General features: G+C 70.1%; 14 protein-coding genes. 9 read left to right on the forward strand and 5 right to left on the reverse strand.

Features of this window, described 5'->3' with window-relative positions; all coding sequences use genetic code 11:
• Window positions 1-15: 15 nt before the first annotated feature.
• On the reverse strand, window positions 16-1,113 hold the full coding sequence (locus OG746_RS33315; RefSeq protein ID WP_323179714.1) for a TetR/AcrR family transcriptional regulator: 1,098 nt from the start codon (window positions 1,111-1,113) through the stop codon (window positions 16-18).
• Between the two features lie 250 nt (window positions 1,114-1,363).
• Between OG746_RS33315 and OG746_RS33325 the strand changes: the two genes are divergently transcribed.
• The 5 genes from OG746_RS33325 (at window position 1,364) to OG746_RS33345 (ending at window position 6,460) form a co-directional block, all read left to right on the forward strand.
• Window positions 1,364-2,224: an FAD binding domain-containing protein gene (locus OG746_RS33325; protein ID WP_266721460.1), complete on the forward strand. Its 861-nt coding sequence runs from the start codon at window positions 1,364-1,366 to the stop codon at window positions 2,222-2,224.
• Window positions 2,221-2,829: a (2Fe-2S)-binding protein gene (locus OG746_RS33330; protein ID WP_266721462.1), complete on the forward strand. Its 609-nt coding sequence runs from the start codon at window positions 2,221-2,223 to the stop codon at window positions 2,827-2,829. Before OG746_RS33325 ends, OG746_RS33330 begins: the two co-directional genes overlap by 4 nt.
• Window positions 2,830-2,834: 5 nt before the next feature.
• The gene (locus OG746_RS33335) at window positions 2,835-5,180 is read left to right on the forward strand and encodes a xanthine dehydrogenase family protein molybdopterin-binding subunit (protein ID WP_266721464.1); all 2,346 of its coding nucleotides are present in this window, start codon (window positions 2,835-2,837) and stop codon (window positions 5,178-5,180) included.
• Window positions 5,181-5,207: 27 nt separating this feature from the next.
• Window positions 5,208-5,834 carry an SRPBCC family protein gene (locus tag OG746_RS33340; RefSeq protein WP_266721466.1) on the forward strand — a complete coding sequence of 209 codons (627 nt, stop codon included), beginning with the start codon at window positions 5,208-5,210 and terminating at the stop codon, window positions 5,832-5,834.
• A gap of 101 nt (window positions 5,835-5,935) precedes the next feature.
• Window positions 5,936-6,460, forward strand: coding sequence for a MarR family winged helix-turn-helix transcriptional regulator (locus OG746_RS33345; RefSeq protein WP_266721468.1), 525 nt, complete (start codon window positions 5,936-5,938; stop codon window positions 6,458-6,460).
• Window positions 6,461-6,538: 78 nt separating this feature from the next.
• On the opposite strand, the gene OG746_RS33350 is transcribed toward OG746_RS33345, so the two are convergent.
• The 4 genes from OG746_RS33350 to OG746_RS33365 form a co-directional block, all read right to left on the reverse strand.
• Complete coding sequence (locus OG746_RS33350) at window positions 6,539-8,155, reverse strand: glycerol-3-phosphate dehydrogenase/oxidase (protein WP_266721470.1); 1,617 nt, start codon at window positions 8,153-8,155, stop codon at window positions 6,539-6,541.
• Between the two features lie 9 nt (window positions 8,156-8,164).
• Window positions 8,165-9,712, reverse strand: coding sequence for a glycerol kinase GlpK (gene glpK / locus OG746_RS33355; protein ID WP_266721471.1), 1,548 nt, complete (start codon window positions 9,710-9,712; stop codon window positions 8,165-8,167).
• 46 nt (window positions 9,713-9,758) lie between these two features.
• Window positions 9,759-10,553: an MIP/aquaporin family protein gene (locus OG746_RS33360; protein ID WP_266721473.1), complete on the reverse strand. Its 795-nt coding sequence runs from the start codon at window positions 10,551-10,553 to the stop codon at window positions 9,759-9,761.
• Between the two features lie 336 nt (window positions 10,554-10,889).
• The gene (locus OG746_RS33365; RefSeq protein WP_266721475.1) at window positions 10,890-11,663 is read right to left on the reverse strand and encodes an IclR family transcriptional regulator; all 774 of its coding nucleotides are present in this window, start codon (window positions 11,661-11,663) and stop codon (window positions 10,890-10,892) included.
• Window positions 11,664-11,943: 280 nt separating this feature from the next.
• Here OG746_RS33365 and metH point away from each other — a divergent pair, with 280 nt between their 5' ends.
• The 4 genes from metH to OG746_RS33385 all read left to right on the forward strand — a co-directional run bounded on the left by metH (window position 11,944) and on the right by OG746_RS33385 (window position 19,861).
• Window positions 11,944-15,453 carry a methionine synthase gene (metH, locus tag OG746_RS33370; protein WP_266721477.1) on the forward strand — a complete coding sequence of 1,170 codons (3,510 nt, stop codon included), beginning with the start codon at window positions 11,944-11,946 and terminating at the stop codon, window positions 15,451-15,453.
• Window positions 15,454-15,551: 98 nt separating this feature from the next.
• Entirely contained in the window at window positions 15,552-16,247 is a 696-nt protein-coding gene (locus OG746_RS33375; protein ID WP_266721479.1) for an HAD family hydrolase, read from the forward strand.
• Between the two features lie 357 nt (window positions 16,248-16,604).
• On the forward strand, window positions 16,605-18,212 hold the full coding sequence (locus tag OG746_RS33380; protein ID WP_266721481.1) for an ABC transporter substrate-binding protein: 1,608 nt from the start codon (window positions 16,605-16,607) through the stop codon (window positions 18,210-18,212).
• A gap of 71 nt (window positions 18,213-18,283) precedes the next feature.
• Window positions 18,284-19,861 carry an ABC transporter substrate-binding protein gene (locus OG746_RS33385; protein ID WP_266721483.1) on the forward strand — a complete coding sequence of 526 codons (1,578 nt, stop codon included), beginning with the start codon at window positions 18,284-18,286 and terminating at the stop codon, window positions 19,859-19,861.
• The last annotated feature ends 28 nt before the right edge of the window (window positions 19,862-19,889 follow it).

Consider the following 19,889-nt stretch of genomic DNA (forward strand, 5'->3'; position numbering starts at 1 on the left):
CGTGAGCGCCCGATGTCACGCGGGGTCCGGCGGGTCCGCGAGGGTCGCGCCCAACACCCCCATCAGTACCCGCAGTTGGCGCCGCTCGTCCACCCCGAGCCCGTCGAGCAGCTCCCGCTCGGCCGCCGTACGTTCCTCGGCCACCCGGTCGACCAGCTCCCGCCCCGCCCCGCTGAGGCGCAGGTACACGATCCGCCGGTCCCGGTCGTCCCGCTCCCGCTCGATGAGCCCGGCCCGCTCCAGTCGGTCCGCGTGCTGGGTCATCCCGCCGGCCCGGACCGCGCCCGCCGCCGCCAGCTCGCCCATGGTGCGGCGGTGCGGGGCCGGGGCGCGGCTCAGCTCGGCGAGCACCTCGAAGGCGGCGAGGCCGATGCCGTGCCGCTTGACGGCACGGCCGATCAGGGTGCGGTAGCGGTCGGCGCAGTCGGTGAGGGCGGCGAAGGCGCGGGTGTCGGCGTCGGTGGCGGGGGAGTCCTCGGGGCGCGTCGGCCCGGCGGCGCCCGCCGCGGGCGTGCCGATGGCCGCGGCCAGTACGTCCGCGAGCAGCGGCTCCAGGTCGGCCGTCGGCACCGAGCGGGCCGGCTCGTGCGCGAACAGGTAGCGCTCCATGATGACGCCGAACAGGACGCTGCGGATCATGCCGATCCTGGCCGTCGCCTCGGGGCTCTCGCCGAGTACGCCCCGCAGGGGCCCGGTCACCAGCCGTTCCAGGAGCTCGCTCAACTGCTGTGCGCTGGGCGGGTGGTTGAGCGCCGAGCGGATCAGCGCGGCCAGCGGGTCCTCGGCGGAGAGGCGGTCCCAGCGGTCGAGGTAGGAGTGGGCGAGGGCCCCCGGGAGGCCGGCCGGATCGTTGCCCGCCTCGTCGAGCAGGGCGGCCGTGACGCCGGTCCCCTCGCCGACGACGGCGCGGAAGAGGCCGTCCTTGGACCCGAAGTACGACATCACGAGGCCGGGCGTCACGCCGGCCTCGGTGGCGATCGCCCGGATGCCGACGCCTTGGTATCCGTGGGCCGCGAACAGCCGCCGGGCCGCTTCGAGCACGGCCCTCCGGTTCCCCGCGGGGTCGTGGGAGCGGCCGCGCCGCCTCTCCTGCGTCTCGTGCTGTCCGTCCACGGCGCAACAGTAGTCGAGCCGATGGGCTGGCAAGCTTCTGCACGACCGTTCAAAACGGTAACCGTTGAAAACACTGGTTTGAACGGACCTATCGCTGCCTCTTGCCAAGAAGGTACTTCAGCATCAATCATTTCAGGCCTTAGGTACATGGCTCCAGGTGCATGGCCTTGGACGCATGGCGCCTTAGGTACATGGCCTGAGGTGCACCCGTACCCGCTCTACCGATCCGAGAGGCCTGGTGGCAGACGGCTTGAAACCCACACCCTTCGACTACAGCGCGCCGCACTCCGTCCCGGAGGCGCTCGCGCTGCTCGCCGACGAGGACCGCGAGCCCAAGGTGGTGGCCGGCGGCCAGTCGCTGATCCCGATGCTGAGCATGCGGCTCGCCCGCCCCGGGCTCCTCGTCGACATCACGCGCATCCCCGGCCTCGGTGACCTCTCCGTCGACGCGTCGGGCGCGCTGCGCATCGGCGCCGCCGTCCGTCAGTCCGCCGCGGCCGCCGACCCCCGGCTCCGCGAAGGCTGGCCGCTGCTCGCCGCCGCGATCGGTCACATCGGACACCCGCAGATCCGGGCCCGCGGCACCGTCTGCGGCAGCCTCGTCCACCACGACCCGGCCGCCGAACTCCCCACCGCCGCCGTGGCGTTGGACGCCCGTTTCGTCATCGCGGGGCCGGCGGGGGAGCGCACCGTCGCGGCCGAGGAGTTCTTCGTCGCCACCTTCCAGACCGCCGTGGAACCGGACGAACTCCTCACCGAGGTCGTGTTCCCGGCCCGCCGCGGCGGCTGGGCCTTCGAGGAACTCGCCCGCCGGCACGGCGACTTCGCCACGGTCGGCGTCGCCGTCCTCCTCGAACGCTCGGGCCCCGCCGTGAGCACCGCCCGCGTCGTCTTCTGCGGCGTCGGCCCCACCCCGGTCCGGCTGCCCGCCGCCGAAGCGGCGCTGACCCGCACCGACGCGGGGCCGGCCGCCCAAGACGCCGCCCGCGAAGCCGCCCTCGCGCACCTCGACCCGTCCGACGACGTCCACGCCACGGCCGCGTACCGCCGCGAGGCCGCCGCCCACCTCCTCGCCCGCGCCTGCACCACCGCATGGGAGCGCACCCGATGACCGCCACGACACCCACGCCCGCCGCCACTCCCAAGGCCGTGCGGACGCCGCCGCTCGCCGAACCCTCCGGCTGGCACGAGGTCCGCCTCACCGTGAACGGCGAACCCGTCACCGCCCAGGTCGAATCCCGGCTGCTGCTCAGCGACTTCCTGCGCGACCGGCTCCGGCTCACCGGTACGCACGTCGGCTGCGAGCACGGCGTGTGCGGCGCCTGCACCGTCCTGGTCGACGGCACGCCCGTCCGCTCCTGCCTCACGCTCGCCGTGCAGTGCGAAGGCGCCGAACTGCGCACCGTCGAGGGCCTGGCCCGGCCGGACGCGCCGCTCACCCCGGTGCAGGAGGCCTTCCACGCGTGCCACGGCATGCAGTGCGGGTTCTGCACCCCCGGCTTCCTCATGACGGCGACGGCCCTGACCGAACAGGGCGAGCGGCCGGGCGACACCGAGGTCGCCGACGCGCTCAGCGGCCACCTGTGCCGCTGCACCGGCTACCGCAACATCCGCCGCGCGCTGTCCCGTGCCCTCGACGAGACGTACGAGGTCGAAAGTGACACCGCCACCGCCACCGCCATCACCACCTCCACCGACGCACAGCGAGGGAAGTGACCCGCATGCCCGCCCCCTGGATCGGCCGCCCCGTTCCCCGCGTCGAGGACGACCGCCTGCTGCGCGGCAACGGCCGCTACGTCGACGACATCGAGCTGCCCGGCGCCGCCGAGGCCGCCGTCCTGCGCAGCCCGCACGCCCACGCCCGCATCGAGTCGGTCGACGTGACCGCCGCGCTCGACGCCCCGGGCGTCCTCGCCGTGTGGACGGGCGCCGACGTCGCCCACCTCGCGCCACTCCTGAACAAGGAGGAGCTGCGCACCCCGCCCCGCCTCGCCGAACTCCTCGCCCCGCGCGTCGCCGTGACCCCGATGCCGCTGCTCGCCACCGACAAGGTCCGCTACGTCGGCGAGCCCGTCGCCATCGTCTTCGCCGACAGCCGCTACCTCGCCGAGGACGCCCTCGAACGCGTCGACGTCCGCTACGCGCCGCTGCCCGTCCTCGTCGACCCGGACCGCGCCCTCGCGGACGGCGCCCCGCTGCTCCACGAGGACCTGCCGGACAACACGGCGGTGGCCGTCGCCACCCAAGTGGGCGACCCGGACGCCGCGTTCGCCGCCGCGCACACCGTCATCAGCGAGGAGTTCCGGGCCCACCGCTACGTCGCCTCGCCCATCGAGACCCGCGCAGTCGCCGCCCGCGTCGACCCCTACAGCGGAGGCCTCACCGTCTGGTCCAACACCCAGACCCCGCACCGTGTCCGCGAGTCCATCGCCACCACCCTCGGCCTCGACGCCGAATCCGTCCGTGTCATCGCCACCGACGTCGGCGGCGGCTTCGGCCAGAAGGGCATCCTCTACGTAGAGGAAATGCTGATCCCTTACGCGGCAGGCAAGTTGGGCCGCCCCGTAGTCTGGCGCGAGGACCGCAACGAGAACCTCACCGCCGCCTCGCACGCCCGCGAGCAGATCCACCGCATCGAACTCGCCGCCGACGCCGACGGCAGACTCCTCGCCGTACGCGACCGCATCACCGTCAACTTCGGCGCGTACAACATGACCGGCCTGGTCGTCCCGTACAACTCGCTGTGCCACCTCCTCGGCCCCTACCGGATCCCGAACGTCGACATCGACGTCCTCGGCGTCCTCACCAACACCGCATTCGCCACGCCCTACCGGGGTGCGGGGCGCCCCGAGACGGTGTTCGCGATGGAGCGGGCCATGGACCGGCTCGCCGCACAACTCGGGCTCGAACCGGCCGAGTTGAGAGCCCGCAACCTCATCGGCCCCGACGACATGCCGTACACGACCGGTCTCGTCGACCGCTCCGGAAACCCTCAGTCGTACGACTCCGGTGACTTCCCCGAACTGCTGCGCCGCGCCCGCGCCAAGGTGGACACCACTCGCCGTGCACCGCGCGACGGCAAGCACATCGGCGTCGGCTACGCCATGTACATCGAGGCCACCGGGCTCGGGCCGTTCGAGACCGCGCGCATCGACATCGCCCCCAGCGGCCGCGTCAAACTCGCCATCGGTGCGCCCTCGCAGGGCCAGGGCCACCGCACCTCCATGGCGCAGATCGCCGCCGACGCGCTCGGCGTCCCGCTGGACATCATCGACGTGGTGGGCGGGGACACCGACAAGACCCCCTTCGGCGTCGGCACCATCGCCAGCCGCGCCCTCGTCAACGCGGGCAACGCGACCCACCGGGCCGGGAAACTCGTACGCGAAAAGGCCCTCGACCTCGCCGCCCGCCGACTCGGCGTCCCGGTCGCCGAACTCACCCTCACCGACGGTGTGTTCACCACCAGGACGCCCGACGGGCCCACCCTCACCCTCGCCGAACTCGCGGGGCGCGCCCCGCTCCCCGGCAACCCCGAACCCACCGACGGCCGACACGGCACCGAACTCAGCGAGACCGTCCACTTCCGCCCGCCAGGCTTCGCCGTCGCCAGCGGAGCGCACGCCGCCGTCGTCGAAGTCGACGAGCACACCGGCGAGTTGGAGATCCTCCAGTACGTCGTCGTCCACGACGCCGGTGTCATCGTCAACCCGCTCATCGCCGAGGGCCAGGTCACCGGCGGCATCGCCCAGGGCATCGGCGGCGCCCTCTACGAGGAGATGATCTACGGCCCCGACGGCCAGCCCCGCACCGGCACGTACATGGACTACCTCGTCCCCACCTCCTCCGAGATCCCCGACCTCGACATGGACGAGATCCACTCGCCGAGCCCCATGAACGACCTCGGAGTGAAGGGCCTCGGCGAGGGCGGCGCCATCGCTCCGCAGGCCGTTCTCGCGAACGCCGTCGAGGACGCGCTGCGCCCCTTCGGCATCGTGGTCCGCCGCGGCCCGCTCTCGCCCAGCCGCATCCGCGACCTGCTGCGCGACGCTCCCGCCGCCACTCACTGACCCACGACCGGAAGAAAGAACCCCGCCATGCAACTCGACCACACCTTCACCGTCCCGGCCGCGCCCGACGACGCCTGGAAGCTCTTCCACGACCTCGGCCGCGTGGCCCCCTGCATGCCCGGCGCCGTCCTCGACACCCTCGACGGCGACACCTTCACCGGCCGCGTGAAGGTCAAGGTCGGCGCGGTGCAGATGAGTTACCGGGGCGAGGGCACCGTGGCCCGCGACGAGGCCACCCGCACCATGCGGCTCGGCCTCAGCGGCAGCGAGACCCGCGGCGCGGGCACGGCCTCCGCGACCGTCACGGCGGAACTCGTCGCCGACCCCGCCGGCACCCGCGTCCGGGTCCGCACCGACCTCGACATCACCGGCAGGCCCGCCCAGTTCGGGCGCGGCATCATGACCGAGGTCGGCGACCGCATCGTCGGCCAATTCGCCGACCGTCTCGCGGAGTTGATGTCCGGTCCGCAGATGGAGTCCGCCGCACCGGCGGCCCTCGCCGCACCGGCGGTCCCCGCCGAACCGGAGGCCGTCGACCTCGGCGCCGCCGCCCTGCCCGTACTCCTGAAGAAGGCCGTCGTTCCGGCCGCCGCCGCACTCGCGGCGGTGATACTGGTCGGCGTGATCGGCAGGCGCCGCCGCGCGGCCCGCTGACGGCCGGGGCGCCGTCCGCCCCTACCGTGATCGCTTCAGGGGTAGAATTTTCAGGGGCGTAACAATTCGCGCCCGCCCGTGAGACGTGCGAGGGGACGGGGATGGCCGAGCGGAAGGCGAAGCGGCACGACGCCGTGACACAGATCGTGGCGGACTGGGCGCGGGAGCGGCCCGAGCTCGACACAGGACCGCTGGAGGTGCTGGCCCGCCTGCACCGCTCGTTCCTGCGCTACAACACCAAGCTCAACGCGTCGATCGAGCGGCACGGCCTGTCCGTCGCCGGCTTCGACGTGCTGACCGCGCTGCGTCGTGCGGGCAAGCCGTACCGGCTCACCGCAGGGCAGCTCGCCGACTCGGGGCTCGTCTCGTCCGCCGGGGTCACCCTGCGCATGGACCGCCTGGAGAAGGACGGCCTGATAGTCCGCGAGCGGGACGCCGAGGACCGCCGGGTCGTCTACTCCCGGCTCACCGACACCGGACTCGCCAAGGTGGACGAGGTGTTCACCGACCACCTGGCCAACGAGGAGCGCATGCTCGCCGCCATCACCCCAGCCGAACGCCGCCAACTCGCCCGCCTCCTGGGCAAGTTGGAGTTTTCGATCCTGGACGCGGACGACGACAGCTAGAGCCCCGCAACCCCGGCGCCGCGCAAGCGAAAGGGGCGGCACCCCCCGTGGGAGCCGCCCCTTCCGCCTGTCCGGGGACTACTTCTTGTCGAGCACGTCCTGCACCTTCGCGCGCACGTCATCCGTGGCCAGGCCGCGGATCGTCAGCGTCGTACGACGGCGCAGCACATCGTCCTGCGTCTCGGCCCACTCGTGGTCACGCGCGTACACGACCTGCGCCCAGATCTCCGGCGCGTCCGGGTGCACCCGCTCGGCGAGCTCCGGGTTCTCGTTGGCGAGCCGGGCGATGTCGAAGGACAGCGAACCGTAGTGCGTCGCCAGGTGCTTGGCGGTGTCGGCGCCCATCCGCGGACCGGGCGCCGGGCTGTCGACGAGGAGGCGGTGCGCGACGGCGCGCGGGTTGGCGACACCGGGGAGCGGCAGCTTCTTCGGCAGCTCGCTGATCCGCTCGAAGTCGTCACCGAGCGGGTGCCCCGGCAGCGCCTCCAGCTTCTGCATGACCGTGCGGCCGATGTGCCGGAACGTCGTCCACTTGCCGCCCGCGACGGACAGCATGCCGCCCTTGCCCTCGGAGACGACCGTCTCGCGCTTGGCCTTCGACGTGTCGCCGGGGCCACCGGGCAGCACCCGCAGACCGGCGAAGGAGTACGTGATCAGGTCCCGCTTCAGCTGCTGGTCGCGCACGGAGAATGCGGCCTCGTCGAGGATCTGGTCGATGTCCTTCTCGTTGACCGAGACGTCCGCCGGGTCACCCTCGTACTCCTCGTCGGTCGTACCGAGCAGCAGCATGTCCTCCCAGGGGAGGGCGAAGGTGATGCGGTACTTGTCGATGGGGGTCGCGAGCGCGGCCTTCCACGGCGAGGTCCGCTTGAGGACCAGGTGGGCACCCTTCGACAGCCGGATCGAGGGCGCCGAGTTCGGGTCCTCCATCTTGCGCAGGTGGTCGACCCAGGGGCCCGTCGCGTTCAGCACCAGGCGGGCGTTGACCCCGAACTCGTCACCGCTCGTACGGTCCTTGAGCTCGGCGCCGGTGACCCGGCCGTTCGTGAAGCGCAGCCCGGTGACCTCGGAGTGGTTCAGGACGACGGCGCCCGCGTCGACGGCCGCGCGGACCGTCATCAGCGCCATCCGCGCGTCGTTCATCTGGTCGTCGCCGTACACGGCAACGGCCTTGAGGTTCTCCGTACGCAGCTCGGGAACGTCCTGCTGCGCCTTCGACGGGCTCAGAAGGTGCCCCACACCATCACCGAACGCGGACAGCGCGCTGTACGCGAAGACACCCGCGCCCAGCTTGGCCGCGCCGTGCGGGCCGCCCTTGTAGACGGGCAGGTAGAAGGTCAGGGGGTTGGCGAGGTGCGGGGCCACATTGCGGGACACCGCACGCCGCTCGAAGTGGTTCTCCGCGACCAGCTTCACCGCACCGGTCTGCAGGTAGCGCAGACCGCCGTGGAGCAGCTTGGAAGACGCGGAGGACGTGGCGCCGGCGAAGTCGCCGGCGTCGACCAGGGCCACCCTGAGACCGGACTGCGCCGCATGCCAGGCAGTGGAGATGCCCAGGATGCCGCCGCCGATGACCAGGAGGTCGTACGTCGCCTTGGAAAGCTGCTCGCGGGTCTCGGCGCGGCTCGGGTTGGAACCGGCGACCGGGTGCGTTCCGAGGGCAGGCACGGTCTGCAGGGTGGACTGGGTAGTCATCGTGGGGTCTTACTCCTCGACAGAGCTGTCTTCGAGCCAGCCCATGGACCGTTCGACGGCCTTGAGCCAGCTCTTGTACTCACGGTCGCGGGTGTCCGCGTCCATGCGGGGGGTCCACTCGGCGGCCCGGCGCCAGTTGGCGCGGAGCTCGTCGGTGTTGGACCAGAAGCCGACGGCGAGACCGGCGGCGTAGGCGGCGCCGAGGCAGGTCGTCTCGGCGACCATCGGGCGCACCACCGGCGCGTCCAGGAAGTCCGAGAGGGTCTGCATCAGCAGGTTGTTGGAGGTCATGCCGCCGTCGACCTTGAGGGCCGTGAGCTCGACGCCGGAGTCCTTCGTCATGGCGTCGCTGATCTCACGGGTCTGCCAGGCCGTGGCCTCCAGGACGGCGCGCGCGATGTGCGCCTTGGTGACGTACCGGGTCAGGCCGGTGATCACACCGCGGGCGTCGGGGCGCCAGTACGGGGCGAACAGGCCGGAGAAGGCGGGCACGAAGTACGCGCCACCGTTGTCCTCGACGCTGGAGGCCAGCGTCTCGATCTCGGCGGCCGACTTGATCAGGCCCATCTGGTCGCGCATCCATTGCACCAGGGAGCCCGTGACGGCGATCGAGCCCTCGAGCGCGTAGACCGGCTTCTGGTCGCCGATCTGGTAGCCGACCGTGGTCAGCAGCCCGGAGTACGAGTTGATGGCCTTGTCCGCGGTGTTCATCAGCATGAAGGTGCCGGTGCCGTACGTGGACTTGGCCTCGCCCTCGGCGAAACAGGTCTGGCCGAACAGGGCCGCCTGCTGGTCGCCGAGCGCCGAGGCGACCGGGATGCCGCCGAGCAGGTCGCCCAGCTTGCCGCCGGTGACCTCGCCGTAGACCTCGGCGGAGGAGTGGATCTCCGGGAGCATCGACATCGGGACGCCGATGGAGGAACAGATGCGCTCGTCCCACTCCATCTCGTGCAGGTTCATCAGCATCGTGCGGGAGGCGTTGGTGACGTCGGTGAAGTGCTTGCCGCCGTTGACACCGCCCGTCAGGTTCCAGATGACCCAGGTGTCCATGGTGCCGAAGAGGATGTCGCCGCGCTCCGCGCGCTCGCGCAGGCCCTCGACGTTGTCGAGCAGCCAGCGGGCCTTCGGGCCGGCGAAGTACGAGGCCAGCGGCAGGCCGGTCTCGCGGCGGAAGCGGTCCTGGCCGACGTTGCGACCGAGCTCCTTGCACAGGGCGTCGGTGCGGGTGTCCTGCCAGACGATGGCGTTGTGGACGGGCTCACCGGTGTTCTTGTCCCAGAGCAGCGTCGTCTCGCGCTGGTTGGTGATGCCGATGGCCTTGATGTCGTCGCGGGTGATGCCGGCCTTGGTGACGGCTGCGGCGACGACCTCCTGGACGTTGGCCCAGATCTCGTTCGCGTCGTGCTCGACCCAGCCCGGCTTCGGGAAGATCTGCTCGTGCTCCTTCTGGTCGACGGAGACGATCCGGCCGTCCTTGTCGAACACGATGCAGCGGCTGGACGTGGTGCCCTGGTCGATCGCCGCGATGAAGGGGCCGGTGGTGTGTGCGTCGGTCACGGTGTGCTCCTCGTCGTACGTAAGTGGTCGGTCTCGGCGGCGTCGCTCAGAACAGCTTGTAGATGAAGCCGGCGAGGGCACCGCCGATGAGCGGGCCGACCACCGGCACCCAGGCGTACGACCAGTCCGAGCCACCCTTGTTGGGCAGCGGGAGGAGCGCGTGCACGATGCGCGGGCCGAGGTCACGGACGGGGTTGATGGCGTAGCCGGTCGGACCACCGAGGGAGAGACCGATGCTCACCACGACGAGCGCGGTGATGAGGGCGCCGAGGACGCCCAGGCCGTTGCCGTCGTCGTTGAGGCCCTGCGTGAGGATCGCCAGGACGAGCACGACCGTGGCGATGATCTCCGTCATGAGGTTCTGCGCCAGGTTCCGGATCTCCGGACCGGTGGAGAAGACGCCGAGCACGGGGCCCGCCTCGGGGGCGGCCTTCGGGTCGACCATGCCCTCGTCGCCGTCCGTGCCGTTGTGCGCGGCGAGAACCTCGCGGTCGGTCAGGTGGGCGTGGAACTGCCCGTAGTAGGCCAGCCAGACCAGCACCGCGCCGATCATGGCGCCGAAGAGCTGGGAGACCAGGTAGAGCGGTACGTCGCTCCACTTGGTGCCGCCCTCGATGGCGAGGCCGACGGTGACGGCGGGGTTGAGGTGGGCGCCGGAGACGCCGCCCACCATGTAGGCACCGGTCAGAACCGCGAAGCCCCAGCCGAACGCGACGGCGACCCAGCCGGCGTTGAACGCCTTGGAGCGCTTGAAAGTGACGGCGGCGCACACGCCACCGCCGAGCAAAACGAGTACGGCGGTACCGATGGTCTCGCCGAGGAAGATGTCGTGGCTGGACACCCGCGACTCCTTTGTCCTTCGTCCAGGGGAAAACCCGAGTAACGAACCTCCCGGGTCCCTTTCCGGTGGTCCGAGCCCTCAGGCGAGGGTCGGGTCCGGTCTGGCCTGTTCACACTCTAACGCGTATTGCCGGTAGGTGTTCGACAATGCCGACCGATGGACGCGAGTCTCGCTCTGCGGGTCTTGGCTCGTCAAGGGATCTTTTATCGATTGCGCGATCGTTATTGATCGCCTGCGGTGATCGGCCCGCCGTTGTGGGGCGACAGGCCGGTGGGGCGTTCAACGATGGTCACTCGGATCGGTGCGGCCTGCACCTTGAGCCCCGGTGGGCGTGCCTCAGAAGCGGCTTGCGCCCAGATCGCGGGAGACGGCGCGGGCGCAGTCGCGGACGGCCGCGATCAGCTCGGGGCGCAGCGCCCCCGGCTCACCGTCCTTGCAGACCCGCTCCACCGCACCAGTGATGCCCACCGCACCCACCGGCATCCGGTGCCGGTCGTGGATCGGGGCCGCGACCGAGGCCACGCCCTCCCAGGTCTCCTCGACATCGGCGGCGTACCCGCGCGCACGGGTGAGATCGAACACCGCCTCCAGGTCGGCGGAGTCGCACACCGTGCGCGCCGTGAAGCCCTTGCGCTCGGCCTCCAGGGCCTCGCTGTGCGCCACCGGGTCGTACGCGGAGAGCACCTTGCCCAGGGCCGTGGAGTGCAGCGGGTGCATCGCGCCCACCTCAAGGACCTGCCGGCTGTCGTCGGGCCGGAAGACGTGGTGCACGATCAGCACGCCCTGCTGGTGCAGCACACCGAGGTAGACCGCCTCGCCGCTGGAGCGGGCCAGGTCGTCCGTCCACACCAGGGCGCGCGCCCGCAGCTCGTGCACGTCCAGGTAGCTGTTGCCCAGGCGCAGCAGCTCGGCGCCCAACTGGTAGCGCCCCGAGGCGGAGTCCTGCTCCACGAAACCCTCGGCCTGCAAGGTACGCAGGATGCCGTGTGCCGTGCCCTTGGCGAGGCCGAGCGCGGCGGCGATGTCCGAGAGGCCGAGCCGCCGCTCGCCGCCCGCGAGCAACCGGAGCATGGCCGCGGCCCGTTCGAGCGACTGGATGTTGCGTGCCATCGCAGTCCCTTCCTCCCTCGGTTCTTCTCGCTGGCAGGTCGCTGGCTGGAGTCGCCAAGCAACGTTCGGCAATGCTGAACAGTATCGGTCGTTGCCGACCTCCGGCGAGCGCGGCGTGCGCCAATATTTCCATCGGATGCTTCCGGCCACGACACGCGCACGCCGTTCCGGCTTGTGGACGTCCCCGCGACGGGACCATCGTCCCCGTTACCCTGACCGGGTGCGCCTCCGGGAGTGGAGCCGCAAAGCCGACAGCCGTCGCACCTCTGGGAGAACTTTCATGGCCTCGTTGCCAACGCCCGCATCCGATCCCCGCGCCCGTGTGGACGCCCTCCGAGAAGCCCTCGCCACCCGCGTCGTGGTGGCCGACGGAGCGATGGGCACCATGCTGCAGGCGCAGGACCCGACCCTGGAGGACTTCGAGAACCTCGAGGGCTGCAACGAGATCCTCAACCTGACCCGGCCCGACATCGTGCGCTCCGTGCACGAGGAGTACTACGCCGTGGGCGTGGACTGCGTCGAGACGAACACCTTCGGCGCGAACCACACGGCCGCCACCGAGTACGACATCGCCCACCGCATCCACGAGCTGTCCGAGTCGGGCGCCCGCCTCGCCCGCGAGGTCGCCGACGAGTTCGCGGCCAAGGACGGCCGGCAGCGCTGGGTGCTCGGCTCCATCGGCCCCGGCACCAAGCTGCCCTCGCTCGGCCACATCGACTACGCCACGATCCGCGACGGCTACCAGAAGAACGCCGAGGGCCTGCTCGCGGGCGGCGCCGACGCGCTGATCGTCGAGACCACGCAGGACCTGCTGCAGACCAAGTCCAGCCTCATCGGCGCCCGCCGGGCGATGGACGCGCTCGGTGTCTCGGTCCCGCTGGTGTGCTCGCTCGCCTTCGAGACGACCGGCGTGATGCTGCTCGGCTCGGAGATCGGCGCCGCGCTCACCGCCCTCGAACCGCTCGGCATCGACCTCATCGGCCTCAACTGCTCCACGGGCCCCGCCGAGATGAGCGAGCACCTGCGCTATCTCGCCCGCCACTCGACGACGCCGCTGATGTGCATGCCGAACGCCGGCCTGCCCGTCCTCACGAGCGACGGCGCGCACTTCCCGCTGACCCCGCCGGAGATGGCCGACGCCCACGAGACGTTCGTCCGCGACTTCGGCCTCCAGCTGATCGGCGGCTGCTGCGGCTCGACGCCCGAGCACCTGCGCCAGGTCGTCGAGCGCGTCCGCGGCACCGAGCCGACGCCCCGCACCCCGCAGCCCGAGCCGGGCGCCGCCTCGCTCTACCAGACGGTGCCGTTCCGCCAGGACACCGCGTACATGGCGATCGGCGAGCGCACCAACGCCAACGGCTCGAAGAAGTTCCGCGAGGCCATGCTCGAGGCCCGCTGGGACGACTGCGTGGAGATGGCCCGCGACCAGATCCGCGAGGGCGCGCACATGCTCGACCTGTGCGTCGACTACGTGGGCCGCGACGGCGTCGCCGACATGCAGGAGCTGGCCGGCCGCTTCGCCACCGCCTCGACGCTGCCGATCGTGCTGGACTCGACCGAGGTCCCTGTGATCCGGGCCGGCCTGGAGAAGCTCGGTGGCCGCGCGGTCATCAACTCCGTGAACTACGAGGACGGGGACGGCCCCGAGTCCCGCTTCGCGAAGGTCACCAAGCTGGCCCAGGAGCACGGCGCCGCGCTGATCGCGCTGACCATCGACGAGGAGGGCCAGGCCCGCACCCCCGAGCACAAGGTCCAGATCGCCGAGCGGCTGATCGACGACCTCACCGGGAACTGGGGCATCCTCGAGTCCGACATCCTCATCGACTGCCTGACGTTCACGATCTGCACCGGTCAGGAGGAGTCCCGGGGAGACGGCATCGCCACCATCGAGGCGATCCGTGAACTCAAGCGCCGCCACCCGGACGTCCAGACGACGCTGGGTCTGTCGAACATCTCGTTCGGCCTCAACCCGGCCGCCCGCATCCTCCTCAACTCGGTCTTCCTCGACGAGTGCGTGAAGGCGGGCCTGGACTCGGCGATCGTGCACGCCTCCAAGATCCTGCCGATCGCGCGGTTCGACGAGGAGCAGGTGCAGACCGCCCTCGACCTGATCCACGACCGCCGCGCGGAGGGCTACGACCCGCTGCAGAAGCTGATGGCGCTCTTCGAGGGCGCCACCACGAAGTCGCTGAAGGCCGGCAGGGCCGAGGAACTGGCGGCGCTGCCGCTGGAGGAGCGCTTGCAGCGGCGCATCATCGACGGCGAGAAGAACGGCCTGGAGGCCGACCTCGAAGACGCCCTTGAGACCCGGCCCGCCCTGGACATCGTCAACGACACCCTCCTGGAGGGCATGAAGGTCGTCGGCGAACTGTTCGGATCCGGCCAGATGCAGCTGCCGTTCGTGCTCCAGTCCGCCGAGGTCATGAAGAACGCGGTGGCCTACCTGGAGCCGCACATGGAGAAGTCCGACTCGGAGGGCAAGGGCACCATCGTCCTCGCCACCGTGCGCGGCGACGTCCATGACATCGGCAAGAACCTCGTCGACATCATCCTGTCCAACAACGGCTACAACGTGGTCAACCTGGGCATCAAGCAGCCCGTCTCCGCGATCCTCGACGCGGCCGCCGAGCACCGGGCCGACGTCATCGGCATGTCGGGTCTCCTGGTCAAGTCGACCGTGATCATGAAGGAGAACCTGGAGGAGCTCAACCAGCGCAAGATGGCCGCCGACTTCCCGGTGATCCTCGGCGGAGCCGCCCTCACCCGCGCGTACGTCGAGCAGGACCTGCACGAGATCTACGAGGGCGAAGTCCGCTACGCCCGCGACGCGTTCGAGGGCCTGCGCCTGATGGACGCGCTCATCGCGGTCAAGCGCGGCGTGCCCGGCGCGACCCTGCCGGAGCTGAAGCAGCGCCGCGTCCCGAAGCGCGACGTGGTGGTCGAGGAGACGCCCGACGAGGGCCCCGTGCGCTCCGACGTCGCCGTCGACAACCCGGTGCCCGAGCCGCCGTTCCGGGGCACCCGCGTCATCAAGGGCATCCAGCTCAAGGAGTACGCGTCCTGGCTCGACGAGGGCGCCCTCTTCAAGGGCCAGTGGGGCCTGCGCCAGGCGCGCAGCGGCGACGGACCCTCGTACGAGGAGCTGGTGGAGTCCGAGGGCAGGCCGCGGCTTCGCGGCTGGCTCGACAAGCTGCACACGGACAACATGCTCGAAGCGGCCGTCGTGCACGGCTACTTCCCGTGCGTGTCCAAGGGCGAGGACCTGATCATCCTGGACGACGCGGGCAACGAGCGGACCCGGTTCACCTTCCCGCGCCAGCGCCGCGGCCGCCGCCTGTGTCTCGCGGACTACTTCCGCCCGGAGGAGTCCGGCGAGACGGACGTGGTCGGCCTCCAGGTCGTCACGGTCGGCTCGCGGATCGGCGAGGAGACGGCGAAGCTGTTCGCGTCCGACTCCTACCGCGACTACCTCGAACTGCACGGTCTGTCCGTGCAGTTGGCGGAGGCCCTCGCCGAGTACTGGCACGCCCGGACCCGAGCCGAGCTGGGCTTCGCCGGCGAGGACCCGGCCGAGATGGAGGACATGTTCGCCCTGAAGTACCGGGGCGCCCGCTTCTCCCTCGGCTACGGTGCCTGCCCGAACCTGGAGGACCGCGCGAAGATCGCGGAACTCCTGGAGCCGGAGCGGATCGGCGTCCAGCTCAGCGAGGAGTTCCAGCTCCACCCCGAGCAGTCCACGGACGCGATCGTCATCCACCACCCCGAGGCGAAGTACTTCAACGCGCGGTAATTGCGACCAGCCGTACACTGGTCGGTCCAGCGCAGGCCGGTTGCCCTTGTGTTCGAAAGGGGGCAACCGGCCTCTTCGTCCCTCATGGAGGTGTACGGATGACCAGTACGGTCCCCGCACTCGGTACCCGAACGGCCGAAGGCTCCACGCTTCAGGCCGTGCTCCTCGACATGGACGGAACACTCGTCGACACCGAGGGATTCTGGTGGGACGCCGAGGTGGCCGTCTTCGCCGAACTCGGCCACGCCCTCCACGACTCCTGGCGCCATGTCGTCGTCGGCGGGCCCATGACCCGCAGCGCCGGCTTCCTCATCGAGGCCACCGGCGCGGACATCACCCTGCCCGAGCTGACCGTGCTGCTCAACGACGGCTTCGAGAAGCGCATCAGCAGTTCCCTGCCGCTGATGCCGGGGGCCGCGAGACTCCTCGCCGAACTCGCCGCGCACGACGTGCCGGCGGCGCTCGTCTCCGCCTCCCACCGGCGCATCATCGACCGCGTCCTGGACTCGCTCGGACCGGCCAACTTCCGCCTCACCATCGCCGGTGACGAGGTCTCACGGACCAAGCCGCACCCCGACCCGTACCTCCTCGCGGCCGCGGGCCTCGGCGCCGAGCCCGCCCGCTGCGCCGTCATCGAGGACACCGCCACCGGCGTCACCTCGGCCGAGGCGGCGGGCTGCCAGGTCGTCGCCGTGCCGTCCGTGTCGCCGATCGAGCCCGCGCCCCGGCGCACCGTCGTCCGCTCCCTGGAACACGTCAACGTGCCTTTCCTGCAGGGGCTCATGACGTCCTGAAGTCCGCGGGGTGGCTGAATCTGTGCGTACGACAGGCTCGTTACGGGTGTGACCTTTCCCACTTGTCCGAGGGTCGACAGCTTGCCGGGTACATGCTGTGCGGCCGCTTTCCGTGCGGCGGGCGGTGCCCTTGTGTCCCGATTGGCCACCCCATGCGACGAACCTTCCTCCTGAGGTGTTTTCGGTGCGTCCACGCCTGATTCCACAGCGTGATGAAAGGTCGGATCCCGCGCCCGCGAACCGTGGCGGCACGCCCATTAATGTCGTCGCGAGAACATCGCCGTACCCTCCCGTCGCCCACGCGTCCCACCCCTTTCGCCGGGCCGGCGGGTTCAACAGCTCTGGAGAACTTCGAGCATGAACCGCAAGACTTTGGTGCTGCCGGTCGTCATCGGCCTGCTTGCCCCCGTGCTCGCCGCGTGCGGCGGCTCCGACAGCGGGGACGCGGGCGGCGATGCGATCAAGGTCGGCACCACGGACCGGTTCATCGCCTCCGGGAAGGTACCCGCGCCGTTCGACCCGGCGTACGCCTACGACACCGGGTCCTGGAACGTGCTGCGCCAGACCGTGCAGACGCTCATGGCGATGCCGCGCAGCGGCAGCGGCGAACCCGTGCCCGAGGCCGCGCAGAGCTGCATATTCTCCGACAGCGGCAGCGAGCGCTACGCCTGCAAGCTGCGCAAGGACCTCAAGTTCGCCGACGGCAAGCCGATCACCGCGGCCGATGTGAAGTACTCCATCGACCGCGTCAGGAACATCAAGAGCGACAGCGGCTCCTACGGTCTGCTCTCCTCGATCGACACCATCGAGACGCAGGGCGACCGCGAGGTCATCTTCCACCTCAAGTCCCCGGACGCCACGTTCCCGTACAAGCTGGCCACGCCCTCCGCCGGCATCGTCGACCCCGACGAGTACCCGAAGAACAAGCTGCGCAAGGGCTTCGAGGTGAACGGCTCCGGCCCGTACACCCTGAAGGCCACCGTCAAGAACGACGCCGTCGTCAGGACCGTCTTCACCAAGAACCCCAACTACAAGGGTCAGTTGAAGCCGAAGAACGACAAGGTGGAGCTGGACTCCTTCACCAGCGCCGGCGCCATGGGCAAGGCGCTGGAAAAGGGCAACATCGACATGATGACGCGCACCATGTCGCCGGAGCAGATCAAGAAGTACTCCGACAGCGCGCCCAAGAACGTCAACCTGGTCGAGATGCCCGGCATGGAGATCCGCTACCTCGGCTTCGACACCAAGGCGACCACCGTCAGGGACAAGGCCGTCCGGCAGGCCATGGCGCAGCTCGTGGACCGCGGCGAGATCGCCTCCGACGTGTACGGCAACGGCGCCGAGCCGCTGTACTCGCTCGTGCCCAGCGGCATCACGGGCCACCAGAACTCGTTCTTCAACAAGTACGGCAACCCGAGCAGGACCAAGGCCGCATCGATCCTGCAGCAGGCCGGCATCAGCACGCCCGTCAAGCTCACGCTGCACTACACGAGCGACCACTACGGGCCGGCCACCAAGAAGGAGTTCGAGGTCCTTCAGAAGCAGCTGAACGCCAGCGGTCTGTTCCACGTCGACATCAAGGGCGACGTCTGGGACACCTACCGCGACGCCCAGCTCAAGGGGAAGTACGACGTCTACGGCCTCGGCTGGTTCCCCGACTTCCCGGACGCCGACAACTTCCTCGCGCCGTTCCTCGACAAGGACAACTTCCTGGCGTCCCCGTACACCAACAGCAGCATCCGCGGTGACCTGATCCCGGCCGAGCGCCGCGAGGCCGACCGGCTCACCGCGTCCAAGCCCATCCAGCAGATCCAGAACCTCGTCGCCGACGACGTGCCCGTCCTCCCGCTGTGGCAGGGCAAGCAGTACGTCGCCGCCCGCGACGACATCACCGGGGTGGAGTGGGCGCTGTCCGCCTCCTCGATCCTCCAGCTGTGGGAGCTGGGCCGCGGCGTCAGCGGCTGAGCCCACCCCGGGGCCGGTCCACTGGCGGGCCGGCCCCTGCCCGTCCGCTCGACCGACGACAAGGCACGTACGTGAGAATGCGCAACCAGTGGCTGGTCATGCCCCTCGGCGCGGGACTCGCCGCGGCACTCCTGACCGGCTGTGGCTCTGACGAGAGCGACTCCGCCGACGACGGCAACGCCGTGGTCATGGGAATGTCCGACGACATCCAGGCCACCGACCCGGCCTCCGGCTACGACCCCGGCTCGTGGCTGCTGTTCAACAACGTCTTCCAGTCGCTGCTCAGCTTCCCCAAGGGAGGCACCGAGCCGCAGCCGGAAGCCGCCAAGGAGTGCCACTTCAGCGACAGCGCGACCAAGGTCTATACGTGCACGCTGCGCGAGGGGCTGAAGTTCAGCAATGGTCACGCGCTCACGTCGAAGGACGTCAAGTTCTCCTTCGACCGCATGATGCGGATCAACGACGAGGCCGGCCCCGCGATCATGTTCCCGATGCTGGACAAGGTCGAGACCCCGGACGCCAGGACCGTCACCTTCAGGCTCAAGTCCGCCGACGCGACCTTCCCCAGCAAGATCGCCTCGGGCGCCGGATCGATCGTCGACCACACCGCGTACCCCGCGGACAAGCTGCGTAACGACGGCAAGGCCGTCGGCTCGGGCCCCTACAAGCTCGACTCCTTCGGCAAGAAGCAGGCCGATTTCTCGGTCAACGCCAAGTACGAGGGCACCGCCAAGGTCAAGAACCAGGGCGTCACCATGAAGTTCTTCCACGGTGACCAGGCGGGCCTGAAGAAGTCGCTGCTCGCCGGGAATCTCGACCTCGCCTACCGCGGTCTTGCCGCCAAGGACGTCGCCGACATCGAGAAGTCCGGCACCAAGAACCTGGACGTCATCGAGGGCACGAGCGCCGAGGTCCAGCACCTCGTCTTCAACATGGACGACCCGGTCGCAGGCAAGATCGGCGTCCGCAAGGCGATGGCCTACCTCATCGACCGCGACGCCCTCATCGACGACGTGTACGACCAGACCGCGACGTCGCTGTACTCGATCATTCCGGCGGGCATCACCGGCCACAACACCGCCTTCTTCGACAAGTACGGGGCCCGCCCCTCGAAGAGCAGGGCGGCCGCCGCGCTGCGCGCCGACGGCGTCAACACGCCGGTCAAGCTCACGCTCTGGTCCACGCCCGCGCGCTACGGTCCCGCCACCGACGCCGAGTTGAAGACCATCGCCAAGCAGCTCAACGCGAGTGGCCTGTTCGACGCCGACGTGAAGTCCGTCGAATTCGCCCAGTACGAGCGGGACATCAAGTCCGGCAAGTACGGCGTCTACGTCAAGGGCTGGGTGCCCGACTACCCGGACCCGGACAACTTCACCCAGCCGTTCTTCGGCAAGGGCAACGTCCTGGACAACCGCTACGACAACAGCACCATCACCGGCAGGATCATCCCGGAGACCGGCGCCCAGAGCGACCGCTCCGGAACGGTCCCGCGCTACGAGCAGCTGCAGAACATCGTCGCCGACCAGCTGCCCATCCTGCCGGTCTGGCAGGCCAAGCAGTACGCCGTCGCCAAGTCCGACGTGTACGGCCTGGAGAACTGCCTCGACGCGTCGACCGTCTTCCGGTTCTGGGAGATCAGCAAGGGCTGATGAGCCCCGTACGCACACGAAGGCGGCG

The organism is Streptomyces sp. NBC_01016 (assembly GCF_026341035.1).
Classification (GTDB): domain Bacteria; phylum Actinomycetota; class Actinomycetes; order Streptomycetales; family Streptomycetaceae; genus Streptomyces.

What these genes read in the sequence shown, in the direction of transcription:
- OG746_RS33345 (WP_266721468.1), top strand. Translation starts at nt 5,936, where the DNA reads ATGGCCGAGCGGAAGGCGAAGCGGCACGACGCCGTGACACAGATCGTG.
- OG746_RS33335 (WP_266721464.1), top strand. Translation starts at nt 2,835, where the DNA reads ATGCCCGCCCCCTGGATCGGCCGCCCCGTTCCCCGCGTCGAGGACGAC.
- OG746_RS33350 (WP_266721470.1), bottom strand. Translation starts at nt 8,155, where the DNA reads ATGACTACCCAGTCCACCCTGCAGACCGTGCCTGCCCTCGGAACGCAC.
- metH (WP_266721477.1), top strand. Translation starts at nt 11,944, where the DNA reads ATGGCCTCGTTGCCAACGCCCGCATCCGATCCCCGCGCCCGTGTGGAC.
- OG746_RS33375 (WP_266721479.1), top strand. Translation starts at nt 15,552, where the DNA reads ATGACCAGTACGGTCCCCGCACTCGGTACCCGAACGGCCGAAGGCTCC.
- OG746_RS33330 (WP_266721462.1), top strand. Translation starts at nt 2,221, where the DNA reads ATGACCGCCACGACACCCACGCCCGCCGCCACTCCCAAGGCCGTGCGG.
- OG746_RS33365 (WP_266721475.1), bottom strand. Translation starts at nt 11,663, where the DNA reads ATGGCACGCAACATCCAGTCGCTCGAACGGGCCGCGGCCATGCTCCGG.
- OG746_RS33340 (WP_266721466.1), top strand. Translation starts at nt 5,208, where the DNA reads ATGCAACTCGACCACACCTTCACCGTCCCGGCCGCGCCCGACGACGCC.
- OG746_RS33380 (WP_266721481.1), top strand. Translation starts at nt 16,605, where the DNA reads ATGAACCGCAAGACTTTGGTGCTGCCGGTCGTCATCGGCCTGCTTGCC.